The organism is Nitrosospira sp. NRS527, assembly GCF_018406445.1.
In the GTDB taxonomy this organism is placed as follows: Bacteria; Pseudomonadota; Gammaproteobacteria; order Burkholderiales; family Nitrosomonadaceae; genus Nitrosospira; species Nitrosospira briensis.
Map to the genome: position 1 here is coordinate 1,675,511 of NZ_AP024515.1, position 15,075 is coordinate 1,690,585.

General features: G+C 55.5%; 18 protein-coding genes. All 18 read right to left on the reverse strand.

The features are described from left to right. Window positions 1-52 precede the first annotated feature (52 nt). The 18 genes from KJS40_RS07460 to KJS40_RS07545 all read right to left on the reverse strand — a co-directional run bounded on the left by KJS40_RS07460 (window position 53) and on the right by KJS40_RS07545 (window position 15,070). A complete protein-coding gene (locus KJS40_RS07460; RefSeq protein WP_213536944.1) occupies window positions 53-2,089 on the reverse strand; it encodes a hypothetical protein in 2,037 nt (678 codons plus the stop codon). Between the two features lie 12 nt (window positions 2,090-2,101). Beyond that, complete coding sequence (locus tag KJS40_RS07465; RefSeq protein WP_213536945.1) at window positions 2,102-2,641, reverse strand: glycoside hydrolase family 24; 540 nt, start codon at window positions 2,639-2,641, stop codon at window positions 2,102-2,104. Window positions 2,642-2,690: 49 nt separating this feature from the next. Then, a complete protein-coding gene (locus tag KJS40_RS07470; protein ID WP_213536946.1) occupies window positions 2,691-2,954 on the reverse strand; it encodes a hypothetical protein in 264 nt (87 codons plus the stop codon). Continuing rightward, complete coding sequence (locus KJS40_RS07475; protein ID WP_244859486.1) at window positions 2,951-3,268, reverse strand: hypothetical protein; 318 nt, start codon at window positions 3,266-3,268, stop codon at window positions 2,951-2,953. Before KJS40_RS07475 ends, KJS40_RS07470 begins: the two co-directional genes overlap by 4 nt. Next, a complete protein-coding gene (locus KJS40_RS07480) occupies window positions 3,253-3,432 on the reverse strand; it encodes a hypothetical protein (protein WP_090459777.1) in 180 nt (59 codons plus the stop codon). Before KJS40_RS07480 ends, KJS40_RS07475 begins: the two co-directional genes overlap by 16 nt. A 169-nt stretch (window positions 3,433-3,601) precedes the next feature. After that, a complete protein-coding gene (locus KJS40_RS07485) occupies window positions 3,602-3,943 on the reverse strand; it encodes a hypothetical protein (protein ID WP_213536947.1) in 342 nt (113 codons plus the stop codon). Beyond that, the gene (locus tag KJS40_RS07490) at window positions 3,934-4,281 is read right to left on the reverse strand and encodes a hypothetical protein (protein ID WP_213536948.1); all 348 of its coding nucleotides are present in this window, start codon (window positions 4,279-4,281) and stop codon (window positions 3,934-3,936) included. The genes KJS40_RS07485 and KJS40_RS07490 overlap by 10 nt, the downstream gene beginning before the upstream one ends. Beyond that, complete coding sequence (locus tag KJS40_RS07495) at window positions 4,281-5,183, reverse strand: hypothetical protein (protein WP_213536949.1); 903 nt, start codon at window positions 5,181-5,183, stop codon at window positions 4,281-4,283. Before KJS40_RS07495 ends, KJS40_RS07490 begins: the two co-directional genes overlap by 1 nt. 12 nt (window positions 5,184-5,195) lie before the next feature. Then, the gene (locus KJS40_RS07500) at window positions 5,196-5,837 is read right to left on the reverse strand and encodes a hypothetical protein (RefSeq protein WP_213536950.1); all 642 of its coding nucleotides are present in this window, start codon (window positions 5,835-5,837) and stop codon (window positions 5,196-5,198) included. Beyond that, window positions 5,834-6,166: a DUF6682 family protein gene (locus KJS40_RS07505; protein ID WP_213536951.1), complete on the reverse strand. Its 333-nt coding sequence runs from the start codon at window positions 6,164-6,166 to the stop codon at window positions 5,834-5,836. Before KJS40_RS07505 ends, KJS40_RS07500 begins: the two co-directional genes overlap by 4 nt. Window positions 6,167-6,176: 10 nt before the next feature. After that, on the reverse strand, window positions 6,177-6,593 hold the full coding sequence (locus tag KJS40_RS07510) for a hypothetical protein (RefSeq protein ID WP_244859487.1): 417 nt from the start codon (window positions 6,591-6,593) through the stop codon (window positions 6,177-6,179). A 53-nt stretch (window positions 6,594-6,646) separates the two neighbouring features. Continuing rightward, on the reverse strand, window positions 6,647-7,093 hold the full coding sequence (locus KJS40_RS07515; protein WP_213536952.1) for a hypothetical protein: 447 nt from the start codon (window positions 7,091-7,093) through the stop codon (window positions 6,647-6,649). Window positions 7,094-7,248: 155 nt separating this feature from the next. Next, on the reverse strand, window positions 7,249-8,520 hold the full coding sequence (locus tag KJS40_RS07520) for a DUF4043 family protein (RefSeq protein WP_213536953.1): 1,272 nt from the start codon (window positions 8,518-8,520) through the stop codon (window positions 7,249-7,251). An 11-nt stretch (window positions 8,521-8,531) separates the two neighbouring features. Beyond that, window positions 8,532-9,500, reverse strand: a complete 969-nt coding sequence (locus KJS40_RS07525; protein WP_213536954.1) for a hypothetical protein — start codon at window positions 9,498-9,500, stop codon at window positions 8,532-8,534. A 155-nt stretch (window positions 9,501-9,655) separates the two neighbouring features. Beyond that, window positions 9,656-11,179 carry a NosD domain-containing protein gene (locus KJS40_RS07530; RefSeq protein WP_213536955.1) on the reverse strand — a complete coding sequence of 508 codons (1,524 nt, stop codon included), beginning with the start codon at window positions 11,177-11,179 and terminating at the stop codon, window positions 9,656-9,658. 53 nt (window positions 11,180-11,232) lie between these two features. Then, entirely contained in the window at window positions 11,233-11,808 is a 576-nt protein-coding gene (locus KJS40_RS07535; RefSeq protein ID WP_213536956.1) for a hypothetical protein, read from the reverse strand. Next, a complete protein-coding gene (locus KJS40_RS07540) occupies window positions 11,805-13,820 on the reverse strand; it encodes a phage portal protein (protein WP_213536957.1) in 2,016 nt (671 codons plus the stop codon). The genes KJS40_RS07535 and KJS40_RS07540 overlap by 4 nt, the downstream gene beginning before the upstream one ends. After that, a complete protein-coding gene (locus KJS40_RS07545; protein WP_213536958.1) occupies window positions 13,817-15,070 on the reverse strand; it encodes a PBSX family phage terminase large subunit in 1,254 nt (417 codons plus the stop codon). Before KJS40_RS07545 ends, KJS40_RS07540 begins: the two co-directional genes overlap by 4 nt. Window positions 15,071-15,075: the final 5 nt, after the last annotated feature.

Below are 15,075 nucleotides of genomic sequence, written 5' to 3' on the forward strand. Positions count from 1 at the left end.
CGTCCAGATGAACTGGGCGAACTGAGCGGGTCAAGTTTTAAATAAATACTTGCTATGCCTGCTTTAACCCATCCATTGTCTCGGCCAGCACCACGCCGGTAACCTTCACATTGCCGGATAACACAATCTCCACGTTATCGGATTTGTATCCGGTGGGAAGCCGGAAAGCGCGGCTGTTACGCACCTGCCTGGTGAATTTCAACGCACCATCGGCCCATAGCTGAAATTGCAGGGAATCGATGGCCAGCGGCGGAATATCCTGCATGGCATCGCCGCCAATCTCATATTCGGCGAGACAGGAGTCGGCTAATCCATCATTCATCATACCGTTGGTAATCAATGCCTGGTTTGCTGCGATGGCCGCATCGTAGGAGCTCTGCGCGGATGCCGCCTCCATTTCCGGCATGTCGAAGTCAGCATCTATCTTCGCCGCTCCGTAATTGACGGGAGGCGCAGTGATGAATTTCCGGCTTTTCCACTCGTAAGTGAGTTTGGCCCCGGCATCGCCTTCCCATTCGTAGATTTTCCTGTCCACCGCCACATAGAGTTTGCCTGTGGCCGGGTCCGCCCATATTGCGGTGATATTCTGATTCACCTTGATAAAGGATGCGCTCTCGGCCTTGTCGATCACAAACATGAGCGAACTATCGTTAGCGGTATAACCTGCGTAATAGCGGTTATCGGCAGAGGTCCCGATGAATGTGGCAGGGTTCAGTTCCGCCCATTCTCTTTGCGTGAACAGATCTTTGGTAACGATGTCGCTATTCGCTCCAATCACTACCATGCCTTGCGGAGCGGGATAACCTATGCCGAATGCGAAGCTCGCCACGCCGCGCTTCGCCATGCAGGACCACGCCACGCCCAGCTTCTCCATGCCGCCGCCCATCGTTACCGGATCAACCCCGGTGATGGTAAATGGGTTGCCTTCGGTCATACCGACCAGTGTGGTGCCGGTAACGGCAATCGCGACGATGTCCTGATCGTAGGTCTGGCGGTAAGCGGTGGGCCAGGCATAGGGTTTGAATGGTTCCGAGAACAGGATTTCATTACCGGCGAAACCGGCGGCAACCCCGTTCGCAAGAATCGTAATACCCTTCATGTCCGCAGGCGGCATACTCCAGTTTGTGGAAGGTAACGTCTCACCCAGGGCGACTTCCTCATCGCGGGTTGAATCCTCATACGAGGCGGTAATTGCGGGTATCGTGACGACATAGTGATACGCCGTGCCGCCTGAAGTGGTGAGCGTACGGTAAATACGCTTGGTCATGCCGCTCGTGTTGTGCCGCGCTACCCGTACCCATGCCCCGCCGGTGGTGTAAACCTGTGTTGTCGAAAGCGATATCACGACTTTGCTGGTGACCGGATCCACATGCGCTAGCGCAAATTCGCCATTGAGATCCGTCATGCCCTCCACGGATGTGAACCTGATTTTCTCATGTGCCCGGAGCCCATACACCGTATCCAGCGTGATCTCTACCTGCCCCCCAAACGGCATGTCCTTCGCTGCGCCGGTTATTGCGCCCGTATTGGGCGGCGCGGTATCCATGCCTGATAACGCCCAGGTATCGTCATCCTTGCCGGTCGTTACCGCCGACGCCGGCGACGGCGCGGATTCTTCGCCCCATTGCGTGACAAAGGTATAAACGTAGGAACGGGTAACCGTCGACCCCGCGCCACCGGCGACCATGACAACAGGCGGATTAAGCGGTTGCGCCACGCCCAGCACATAGCAGCCCGATGGATAAGGACCAGTGCCCGCAGTCGCCATGTCATATTCCGACGCACGCGGTTCACCATCGCCGGTATAGTAGAAGCGTCGCGATGTATTCCCGGCGACGGGAGAACGGGCAACATCCACGTCCTTGTCCCATGCCAGCCATTTTTCATTTCCATCCTTCTCCATACGAAACATGGAAACGATGTCGTTGGCGATGACCGGTGCAAATACCAGAAGCGGGCCGTTCCTCGGGCGTAAATCGCCACTTGTCAAATTACAGTTGGTCGCAACCTGGGCCTGGCTGGCGCCAAGCAATTGCCTGGCCAGCCTTGGCACCAGTCCGGAAAATCCGGTGATTCTGAAAGCGCTCACTCTGGCAAAACCTCAATTTTGGGATAATGTTGCGTTTTGCCGGCCTGATTTTTTTCCTTCGCATATTGCACGCTCTTCGGCCCGCCTCTTTACCAGGCCCGGCAATATTTTTCTGCCCGGTCCGTACTTGAACGCCTCTATACGTGCGCATGCTTCCGCATATTTTTCCGCGTTGATCAAATCGATCAGGTTAGGCGATTTTCCCGGCGAAGCTTTCCGGCAGAAGGTCGGGACGCCAATGCTATAAGCCAGCCTGACGAACGCCTCGTACTCATACTGGTACAGCGGTACGGTCACGCAGCGTTTAACGCCCGCGGCATAGACGCCCTCGATCTCGTCAAGCAACCGCACCAGTGACCGCACTGGCGTGGTCCTGTCGCCCATCCTGACCCCGGCAGTCGTGCCGTACCCGATAGTCGGCACATCGCCGGGCACAGGAATATATGCCTCATCCTTGTAGCCTTCATGCACTGCGATCCCCACGAGCGTGGACGCCGTCAGCACCAGTACAGCCATTGCAGACCGGACTTGCGCGGTGGATGGTTTAATCATTTCTCGATCCCTCGGATTTTTACTGCACTCTTGCCGATTGCACCGGATGTCATCTCGCATTTTCCGTAATGCAGTCGAGCTTCGCCTTTATCGTCTCTTTCATGTCGCCCGCATCCAGGGTGGCGCAGGACGCGATTTCGGATGAGGATGAGGGTGAAGACGACGTCCTGGGTTTCGGCTTGCGCGCCCCCGTCCAGTTTTCCGGCTCGGGATGAATGACGGACGCGGGCTCTTCGATCATCTTATGTTCTTCCGGTAGTGGCGCCAGCATGGTACATGACGCCAGAAACAGGGCTCCAAGCGGATATCTCATTGCTTCCTCCCGCGTGCCCACTGGTCAATGATCCGGTCGAGCTTCTCGTTGAACTCTTTCATCGTTTCCCGTTGCTCGACCCGTACCGATTTGAGCTCTTCGCTCAGGCGCTCGTTGGTTCTTTCCTGATAGAGTTCTCCCCGCTTCAAGCTTGCGATATCGTTTTGCACCGCGTTGTATGTCGCGACGCCCGACGCGAGCAGACCCGCCACCGCAATAATCCCGCTAAAGGATAATGTAGAGGTGGACGGCCCGCGCCGTCGCTCCATCTTGTGATCGCTGTCGTCATCCGCCATGATCAGGACAGGATCCATAAGATTGCAACTGCAAGCAGGGCGGCGCCCAACAGCACGGCTGCCGTCCATTTGGATGCCTTCAGTTTATCGAGCAGCTTGTCAGCGCTTGCGTCGACCGCCGCATTCTGCTTTTCCAGTTCTTCCTTGATGATTCTGATGCGCTTGCGCTGGAACATGGTCATGGTGGATTCTCCAAAAAAATAAATCTGAACAAACAGGCAAAGTGGTCCAGGTGATCCGAAGCGGTCAAAGTGGTTCTATGCAGGTGAGGAGCAAAAAAAAACGCGGCAAAGCCGCGTCATATCCGATGAATCTGATCAACTGAATCCAATCAATTGCGTTACGGGTGAGTTATGCATCTTCGCCCGCCGGGTAATCCGCTCTCGTTACATCGACAGCGGCCTGATAGGCTGCATCGATGCGTGCCAGCGCCGGCATTTTCGTTTGGTTGCCTGAAGGCGGAGCAGGCGGCATGGATGATTGCGACTGAGCGGTAGTCCATCGCTCTATAAATGGCTTGAAATCCGTTATGCTGTCCAGGGTCGTGTTTGCAGCGCCGTCATACTCTATATGCCCACTTGTGCCATTCCACTGCACGGCACGTATGCCTGCGTGTAGCGTCGACAAATCAACCGGCATGAATATTCCGGCAACTCCGACGATGCCGTCGTCTCGCATAATTGTTACTCGCATATGTCTGCTTGCTCCAATGGTTTGATGTCCGGTTTCCTGTTCGCCGATTGCGCCGCTACCAGCAGCACCTGCTGTGTCTGCGCTCCCTGCTTCACCATTTCGTTGCGAAACGATTCGGTGGCCGCCACACCCTTGCGCGATTCATTGGCCGCATTGATCGTCAGGGTGGGAAGCCATGCAATGGCGCAGCCCCAGGTGCTGCTTTCCTGTCCGGTATTCGTGTCAACGCCGCGAATCTGCACATACCAGGGGCAACGGTACAGGATCGGTTTCCCATCTTCGATTTTGAGCTCTTCGCACTTCGCCCCCAGAGGGCAATCGGAGACCCTGGTTTCCATCAGTCTCTACTCGCTATGATCATGTCGATATATTGCACGGCCAGGTTGATGGCTGTGCCAGTAAAAGTGTGATTGTGAGAGCCTCCGCCGCCAGTACCGCTATCTGTGACTGGCGTTCCCGTTACTACCCCTCCACCGCCGCCGCCAGGGTTCGGTCCCGCACCCGATGTGGCATACACGCTGAAACCATGTGTATGAGACGGTATCTGGGCCAAGGTAAGGGTAGTGGCACTGTTCGATCCGTTAACTGCTTGCGGCGCGAAGGCGGTCGTAAATGTGACTGAACCGCCCGAGTTCCCGCCGAGGCCGCTGACTATCCGTATGGCCTTATTGTCATGTGTGGTTATTTGCGTCCAGCCAACGGGGGCGACGGGCTGAAAAAATGACATGACCGTGCCGGATGGGATAAGCGCGCCAATCGCGGCGGGGATACCCAATGTTGCCCGTGCCGTCGCCGCCTCTGCATCATCCAGCAATGTTCGGGCAAACGGGCTCAGGTCAGCCAGTGCCGCCGTACCCGCCCCCGTGAAATACGGCAACTTGTCGGCGGATGCGGCCAATCCGCCCAGTGCGATGAGATTCGCGTTTGCAAGTGACTCTTGCAGGGCAACGTTGGTCACGCCGGCCAGAAAATAATCACCGGCCGCCCAGGTTCTTGCGGCGGTACCGTCGAGCCCACGTCCGCCCATGGAGATCGTAAGGCTATCTGCGCTGCGCGCCTCAACCTTCACGATTTCCCGATTGCCCGAGGCGTCCTTGAAAACGCCATAAAAATAATCGCCGGCGCCGAGCACCGGGAAGAGAATCCCTTTCCCGGCCTCAACCGTGAAGCTCAACCCCGCTGCCCCGCTTGGGGCAGAACTGACTATAGCCTTGCCGAAATTCGAGAACTTGAGTCCCATGCTTTACCCTTATTATTTGACGGCTGGTTCTATGCCCCTGGCCATGATCCTGGTTTGCAACCGCGCGCGCGTATAACCTCTCGCCACCCGCTGGCCTGCCGCCGCTGTCTTTACCGCGAATTGCTGCTGATGGTATTGAGCAAGTTGGGTGCTTGAGTACGGCTTCTTGGGCGACAGCATCAACCGCACCAGTGCGCCGTGGACAATCGCTTCGCGGTATTCGTTGAATTGCCCATCAGCTATCCCCGTGCTGACCGGTGAAGGTTTGAAAGCAACGGTCATCGACAGCGTACCGGGCGCGCCAGGTGCCGGCACAAACATCAAGGAAGCGGCGCCGGCAAGAATGTATGCCGGAATACCCTTCCGCCCGTGCCGGTTTATGCTGCCCATACCCGGTTCACCTGGATACAATGCGATTTCTTCTCCATCCAGTGCCGCATGGATAATTGCATGTACAACTGCATCCGCTGGTGGGGTAAAAGCATATTCCGCCGTGCCCGCCGCTACCGGAACATCAGGATGCGTTCCTTGCCACGCAAGAGATTGCTCGCAAGACGCAATGGCGGATTGGCGCAACGCGCTATCGGCAGCAGCGGATGGGCAACCGGGCACGTCCGGCATCATCAAATCGTAGAAATCACGCCACAGTTTCATGATTGCGCCTCGGCGCTGAATAGTTGGGCGAACACCGCAGCCCGACCGGAACTGGCGTGCTCGTCATCAGTCATTTCCGTTCTGGCCGTGACGTAATCCGCAACAGTTTGCACATACGCGGCAGATACTGGAAAGACATCGCTCAAGATCCTCTCTCCATCCGGCAGGTTGGCGAACTGCCCCACGAACAAATCAGGCCGGCGCTTGAGGATTTGTAGCACTGCCTGGTTGGCTAATGACAATAACGTAGCGTCTGAATATCTGGCTTTATCTTCATCATTGAGCGGTATGCGCGCCAGATCGATAACCGATTGGTAGGTGAAAGTCATCCGTCATCCCTCAGTCGGCCATTTCATGTCTGGAGAATAAGGCGATGACCTTGTGTCGCACCGTTTCTTCACTCTGACGCTTACCCAGACGTTCGTTATAATGACGTTCGGCATACTCGATCAGCGCATTTTTATCCATGGCATGGAAGTCGATGACGGGCAGCGGCTCTTCCATCGCTTGTGGCTGCTCAGCGAGCCCGATGCGTTCATTGCTTCCGTTCGCTTCACCGGCAATCTCCCAGGTATCGGTAAAGACAAGCAGACGTTCGGCCACTTCAGCGGTGACACTACGAACCTGCCCCGGCTGCCAGTTCAATCCGACACCGTTGATGCTGTCTGTCTTAACCGTAGCGGCAATGTATTTCAGATGCGGCATGTAATGCTCCATAAAAAAGGCGGCCACCTCGCGGTAGCCGCCCAAAATCACGCCCCTACTCCCCTACTCCCCTACTCCCCTACTCCCCTACTGCTGCCTGATATCTACTTCACTCCTACTCCATCGCCCTTGACGATTGCCGTTACCTTGCCTGGAGCAAACGATGCCGCCGACGCGGTAAGCGTGATCGTCAGATATACCGGTTTCTCGAATTTGACTGGCTGGAACGCCAGCGAAGCGCGCCCGGCATTACGGAGCGCGGTATTGCCGGCTGCCGTGAAGTACGCATCGCTCGCAGCGGGGCCGTCATCCGGGTAGACCGGCGCATAACCTGCCTTAAAGGCGATTGCAGGGGCGGCGTTGCTGTCCAGTTTGTCGTTCACGATGTCCACATCGGTTACCTCTATGCCTGCCGGAATAATCACCGGGCGGTAGATATCGCCGGCGGCCCCTGCGACAGGCGCCACTGAACCCCAGGCAACAGCGGTGTTGCCATAGCCGCCCATATGCCGGGCTTTGCTGCTCAAATCTGCTGCACTAAAAGTAGCCATTCGTAACCCCTTTGTAATAATGATTGAAGCGGTGCCTTCATAAGGCCGGTATCACGTGGAGGGTATCGTTGTTCCCGCGGAAACGGGAATTGGAGTTCCTCTCCAATCATTGGATACAGGTCTATGGCACCGCTTGCGCTAGTCGTAAGCCTGAGTTAGAGCGGTATCGCGGAATCGACCGCGATGACGCCGAAGTCTGTCGGCACTTTGGTACCCGTGCCATCATCGACCGAAAAGCGCACCTTGCTCTTTCCGCACACCTTCTCGCCCATGACTTCCAGGTTGCTTTCGAAGTTGTACCAGTGCTCCTTCCAGCCGAACTGCATGCCGCTGACCTTGGTCTTGCCATAAGCGACGCCCAGTGCCTGAGCACCGAGCAACAACCCGCGCTCCACGGCATAACCAGCGGTGAGGCCACCATTGACGGCCTGGCTGGTTTCGGTAGCGGTCGGCGCATTGCCGGCAGTAACGATACTGGTGTTCTCGCCGGGCATGAAGCGAATTGCCCGTTCATTCTTGATCACCAATATGCCGTTCCACATGCCGACTTCACCGGCAAAAAGCGGATGGCGAGTGTCCAGATAGGCCGAGCGATTCATTGCGTTCTGTTGAAATGCGCGTAGTGAACCTTCGGTCAGCAGTACCGAGTACTGGTTCGGTGTGGCAAGGAATATCCACATTTTCGAGGTCTGTGCAGCGCGGTCACCTGGCAGCTTCACCGATTGCAAGGGCTGATCCATGTCGTCCAGGCGCTTGCGCAATACATCCAGATGCGAGAGTTTCAGCATATCGGTGGAGACGATCGAGCCAAGCTGTTGACCGCCCGCTGTCAAATTTGCCCCGTTAACCACAAAATGCCGGTTGTAGGTCGGCGCTTTCACCGGGTTAACCATAATGTCGGCAAACTTGTTGCTGGTCTGAAGCGGTATCGTCCAGTCTGTTCCGGTTTGCGAGCCACGCGCGCCTGCCAGATGAACCAGCGACTCCTGGGTATCCAGCCGCGGGAAGTAGCCGGACAATTGCGCCAGGGCAATTTCGCGCAACTGGTGCTTGGTGCGTTGCTGCGACATGCTGCCACCGGCATCGATCACCTTGCTGGAAAGGTTGATCTTGATTTCCATTGAAGAGAACGACAGGGGATCACCCTTGCCCTCGCGGTTAACGTCGCCCATCAACGGCTCGCCGCTTACGGTATCGACCAGATCCAGCGAGACAATGTCACCTGCGCTTTTCATCAGATTGTCGATGCGGACAATGGGCATGCCGGGCTCGGTTTGACCCGCAATCTTTTCCATCGCGGCGGATGGCTCCACTGGTCCGGATAGATTTTCGATCGATGATGCCCCTTTCAGGGTGTTGGCGAAGAGTGCGGCGCTATAATGTTTTACAGCAACCGAGCTTCCGCTTGCTACGTTTGTTTCAGCCATTTCATTATTCCTTAATCAAGTTCGGCTCTCAGGGCGGCGGCTTTTTGCGATGGCATTTGCATCAACTTGCGAGCCAGTTCATGCGGGCTCAGGTTGTCGATCTGCTCTCGCTCGGACGCCGGATTTGCACCACCCTGAATATCCGACAGGGTTGTGGGTTTTCGTACTGGAGCGCTCTCAAGCTTTGCTTTCGCATCGACTTTCGTTTGCTCGTGGCCGGCATGCTTCGTTGGTAAGGAGGCCTCCGGCATGATTGCCCTGACGCGGCGGACGACTTCCTCGAACCGTTCGGAATAAGGCCTTCCCGACCATCGGATACTGGTTCTCAGAATCTCATCCTGCTTCAGGGCTTCATCCCAGGCTTGTGGATCGTTGCTTTCCCAATGGACGAGGTCAGGCGTATTCTCCTTGGCTTCGGCGATCTGCTCCTGAATACTCAACTGGACTGCACGGTCGGACTCCTCCTTTTCGCGCTTCAGTTCTTCGAGCGTTTTTTCCAGTTTCTCGCCTTGCTTCCGGCTTCCTTCAAGAACCGCGCTGATTACCTTGTGCAGCTCGGGCATATCGCTCCTGATAAGCTCCAGGTGTTTTTCGATGGCATCGTCCGCCACCGCAGTACTTGTACCTGTCGCGTTATCTTTTTTCTTCAAAAGCGCCCCAAGCTTCTCGGCGACCTTGCTGTTTTCCATCTGCGCGGATTTCAGTTGCTCGCGCAGCGCCGAGTTTTCCACACGCAATTCCTTGTGCTTCTCGTAAGGAATGGTTCCCTTGCCGCTCTTGTTCAGAACGACGGGCTCATCTTCACCCATGATGCCGCTTCTGCCACCGGGCGCACCTGTTCCCTCTTCCTGCCTGGGCTCATCTGCTACCGCTTGTTCGCCCAGAATTTCAACAAGACGGCCTGGTTCGTTCTCCAGCATCTCGATCTGTTCGGGCGTAAGGTTTGCAATTTGCTCATCCGTAAGCTGATCCATTTCCATTACCTTTTCCTCCAACTGCTTGACCCAGTGAGCGGGCTGCCCATACTAAACTCGGGCAGGGTTGATAAAAACTACGGTATCGCCGTTAGCGCGTATTACGTGAAACCATTAAAAAAGCCGCTCCAGGCGGCTCAGTATGGTGATCCATGTGAATATCAGCTTTGCGTCAGCGCATAGCGCGGCGTCACCGTTACATCATCCACCGCGCCGATATTAGGAGGGTTATAAAAATGCTTGCCGTTGAAATCCCTGCCGCCCAGATAGCTCCCTTTACGCACAAGCGCAGTGGACCGAGGGCGGTAATCGGCGTCAAGCTCTGGATTGGCAGTTACGCTTGTAGCGCTGATCGTGTGTCCTAACGAACTTCCAAAGCCCGAAAAAGCGTTATTCGATTCACCTGTCCAGATTCCGCCCAAAACGCGCACCGAGGTAACAGCGCCAGCGGCGGTGAATATGTTATTGCGAACAAAATTGCTGGTTTTATCAGCAGCCGTGCTTACATCTACCGCCATGGAACACCTTATGAACGTGTTGTTATGAATGTTCGAGGACTGCCCGGCCTCCTTATTGCCGAAGTGAATGCCGCAGTACGCATCCTCGATCACATTTCCGTACACTTCGATGTTTGTCGCATCGAGGATCGTGATCCCGTTACCACTATAATAGATACCCGGCACGCCCATCAGACGGGAGAATTTGTTCCCGTACGCAACGCTGCTATCGCACTTGTGATCGAAGAGAATACCGGTTCCGTCTATCGTGCTGGTGGTTATATCCTCGCCAACGTTGTCATATACGCGGTAAGTTCCGTAAAACACATTGATCATGCCGGTAACACCGCTTAGCCCATAACCTTTATTTCTGGCAATGACGTTTGCCCCAAAACCATCTGTCGTCGATGGGCTGAAGCCGCCGATAGCGAACCCCCCGCCCAGGGTTCCCATCATTTTCTGATTACGTATGATGTTGTCGGTTATCCTTATCCCGCTATTTCGCCCATAAATTTCTGAGTAAATCTCCATCGCCACTGCGCTGCAGCTGATGAATGTATTTCCAGATGCAACGATATCGGTCATTTTCGTACCAAGATTAGCGCCAGGCTGTATCCACATTTCAATGACCGCCCTTGCCGAGGAACACCCGATAAAGCGGTTATTTATGACACTCACCCGATTCAGCATCGTGAGGGGTGCGCCAGACGCGGCTCCGATCCAGCTAATCGCTGAACCGAGATTGCTACCAAACCCACCAATAAAATCATTGTTGCGTATGGTCAGATCGGTATGGATTACATTATTCGTGTAGTCCAGGCTGATTATTGAAGCGCTGCCGCCGTTGAGAACACAGCCTTCTATCGTGACGCCGGTAATCGAGGCGGCAGCGTATAGATAAATGCAAAAGCTCTTTTTGGCCGTGATCGTGAGGTTGGTAATACTCGTGTAGTTTCGAGGAACCTGCAAAAACACCCCGCCGTCTGCCGAGGCAATTATCGAGCCGCGATCCGCTGCATAGCCGCCGCTGATTGTCACTCTGTTATTTACTGTTGCGCCATGATTGCCCACGACGATAGAGGATGTGATAGCGTGTGTTCCACAGACATAGAGTGTATCTCCAGCAATCACTCCCGCGCCACCCCAGACGATTGCAGACCAGCCGCCCCAGGCAGTTGCGTATGACATGCCGTTACGCGTGGTCGAGTGACTCGTATCCGGTCTTACGTACCAGGTAGTCATCAGGCCCCCACGAAATGCAGGACGCGGAAATATTCGAGCTTCAAGCTATCTCCACTGTTGGCAAGCTGACCGGTGATCTCGACGTCGACCGGCCGGGAAAAATCTATCGCATACGTCGCGGGCACTCCTGCTCCGGCCGCTCCATAGCCATAATCATATGGCTGTATCTGCGACATGAGCGAATTTCGGTTCGCCAGCACGATCAGCGGCGCCTCTTTCACCGAAGTGGTGCGTGCGGCATTGTAAACCGTTGCGCCGCCGAGCCTGACTTTCACAATCTTGTTATTCGCGCTACTCGTAAACGTCCATAACGGCTCGACCTGCAGGATACTATTGACTCCGACTATCCCCGGAGCAATAGTGAACGAGGCAAGCACTTCATCAAAACCGGTCGATGCGCAAGATACCGCGACAGCCGACCCGGAAAGCATCTCAACCGGCCGCAAGACCACTGGATAATTTTCCGCATCCGCCGCGGCAATAAGCTGCGCCTCCGTTGCTGAGTCGAACCGCGCGATCGCGCCTTTTCCGAACCGGTGTCCTGCAACGGTTTCATCATTTAAAAACCTGATCATGTTTTCTCCTTCACTAAAATGCGGTATCGGTATGGCTTTAACTGTAATTCTTCGATCTTCAGCTGGGCATCCACCTCAAACTTCTCTTCTTCAATATCCAGGTTCCGCACTTTGAGGTCCAATTCACGCGACTTGTCAGCCAGTGCCTGCTGCGCCTTGACCAATTGCTCCCGCAATCCGGCCATAACCAGTTGCTGTTGCTCCATTGCGGCCTGGAACTGCTCCCGCATGAGCTGAGTCCCTTGGTCCGCTGCGTCCACGCCCCCGACCTTTCGCAGCTGATCCGCCAGTTCATGCCGGTTAGGTACATCGGACAGTTCCAGCATTACTGGATATAACACTGCCTGGTAAGCTGGCGGAGCCGCCTGTACGATCTGGCTGAATGATCGCAATTGCTGCGCCCGAAAACTGGGCGTGGCAGGTATATCTTCCAGCACGACCTTGACCTGGGCGGTTGCGATATCGTTTTCCACTACCGGGCCGGCATCGGTAACTACCTGGCGGTTGAAGTACACGATCTTCTGGCCCGCGCCACGCTTGACGGCCACGGCGGTTGCGTTACCCAGCATGTCCTGCTTGATGAGTGCCAGAAGCTGCTGCCCGACCATTCGCCGAGCGTAGCGAAAATTATCGTTGGGCTCCGCCAGAACGGTCGAGCCCTGCTCTACCAAACTGTTGATGGCGACGCCGCTGGTGGCCGTCGTATCCGCCCCCAGCATGGCCCGGTATATGCCACCGACTTCCTCGATTCTCCGCTTGCGCTCCTGCATCAACTGGAACACCTGCGCTGCAAGCTGGTGCTCACGCGTTACCTTGAATCCCGCGGTGTTCCGGCGCTGGGCGTTCAGAACAGTCATCGATCGCAAGCTGCTGATATTCTGCGCAACCTCATGGTATGAATTCTGACTGAGGTCGAGCGCATCATTGTCCACTTCGACTTTTACCGAATTCAGAACTTCATAGAGCAGAATATCCAGGTCGATAATCTGATCCTGCGGCCCGCGCATGTCGCGAATCAACCCGTAGGGCGCTCTGCTCCGGTCTTTGCGAAAACACCAGAACGGAACATAAGGGAAATCCGTATTCGGCAACGGGCTTGGCACATCCATCAATTTATGCGGCCCCAGCCAGATCGAGACGCGCGTCCTTGCGAGCAGCGATTTCTGTACCTGTACCCGTCCTTGTACTACCGCCATCTGATGGTACGGATTCTCCTCGCGGTATTCGATGGCTTTACCGTCCGGCAACGCCAGCACATACCCCTCCTCGAAATGCCGGTACCACAACTCGGAAAGCCTGACCATGCCCGAATTCCGGTTCAGATAATCCTGCTGGCCCTGATCCCAGGCCTGCTCGATCTCATAGGCTCTGGCCATACCGGTGTCAGTTCCATCATAGACGTCCAGGTTGTTCCATCCACACCAGCTGTTCTGGATGAGTTCGGCCTGATCCGGCAGCATTAATGACGCTTGCAGACGGTCTACCCATTTATCACGCCTCAGATAGCGCGCGTCGGATAAATCCGGTTCCTTCGCTGTCCAGTCCCAGTGGATCTCGTTACGGTGCACTTCCCGCACGCGATACGGATATTTCAGTGGATCGAATTCGCGGGACACTTCAACCCAGCCAATACCGGCACGAATCATGCTGGAATAGGCGTCGGACATTGCGCGGTCGGCGCGTGACTCGGTTTCCGCCTCCTTGATCCGTGCGGAAAGGCCTTCTGCGATCTCGGTCTGGCTCTCGTCGTCCGAGGTGACTTTATAGTCGGTGCGACTACGCGCTTCCAGACCCAGCACGGCATTGATCGTTGGCTTGATCAGATTCGAGTCCTGGGGCGGAATGCCCGCTTCCTTCAGTCGCTGGACCACCTCCGTGGTTGTCTGGGCGCCGTCGTAGTAATCGCAATCAGTGTCTGAGTCGAGCCGCCATTTCGGCTGCTGACGGATATCGCGGCAGATCTTGTCGTAAGCCTCGACCGATATATCCGAGGTGATTTTCTGTTCGATCATGCGCGCCACCCCTTCATGCTGACACTGCGCGCGCTGGCACCGGGTTTCTCATCCTCCACTGATACAGCAAAATACCTGAACGCATCCGCGGCGTGGCTGTGGTAGTCGTGTAATGGCCTGCCGCTGAATTGCCTGGATTCAGGATCTACATCGAATCGATAACGCCTCAAGCTCTGTAATCCTTCAGCACATTTCTGTTCGTCGAAATAGCAACGATTGAATATCGTTCTCCCGGCATTGATTCCGTCGGCAACTGACAGATTCGGCACTATCCTCACCTTGCGCCCGGCCGCGAGCATGATTTCCTCGACGCTCCGGCCGGTTGCCAGCGTTTTGGCTTTCGCATCATGGGGCAACCAATCAGTACCATATAGATATCCCTTGTTTTGCAGCACGCTGATGTAATGTTGTATCGGCATCTGGTTGCTGCTGTAATAATCGATCAGCCTGAGTTCGTTCCCAACCGCCTGGGCAAACCATATGCTGGTGTTATCGGCCCACCCCAGGTCAAAGAAGGTATGCACCTGCTTTGCCGCGTCGTAGGGCACGCTCCGGATGCGCCCTTCTTCCTGGGCAAGCCTGAGTTCTTTCGCATAGATCGCGCCGTCCAGCGTCAGCCTGCAATTTCCTTCCCAAACGTTCTGATAAGCATCGGGATCGCGCACTTTCAACGCATCTTTTTCCCGAAGCAAGGTTTCGGGAAACCATGGGTTGTCATTCCAGTTGATTTTCACCACGATGGCGCCAGGCGGAGGAGTGATGACAAATCGCTGATGCGTCTCGTCCGTTTCCAGTTCCGGGTTGTAAGTAACCCATATTTCCGATCCGTCCTTACGAATAGTCGGAATAAGCGTATCCCAGCTCGATTTGCCGACCGTCTGCGCCTCTTCAACCCAAACCCGATCAACACCCTCAAATGATTTGATTTTGGTAACATTATTGCGCAGCCCGGCAAATATGAATTCGGAGCCATTGGCCCCCCGAATCATGCTGTTTTGCACCTCATAAAAAGGCCCCAGTCCAGTTGCCTCGATCTGCGCCTGCAAGAGGTGATGCACAGATTCAACGATAGAGTTCTGGAACTCTCTCGCACACAGGATGCGCAAGGGGGTAGCAGCCGCCTGTATCAGCAATGCCCTGGCGACACCCCAGCTTTTTGCGCCGCCGCGGCCGCCGTACAGAACCTTATATCGCGCCGGCTCGAACAGGAAACGGAGCTTGGCCGGAAATTCGGCCCTATGCGCGGCCATGGCAT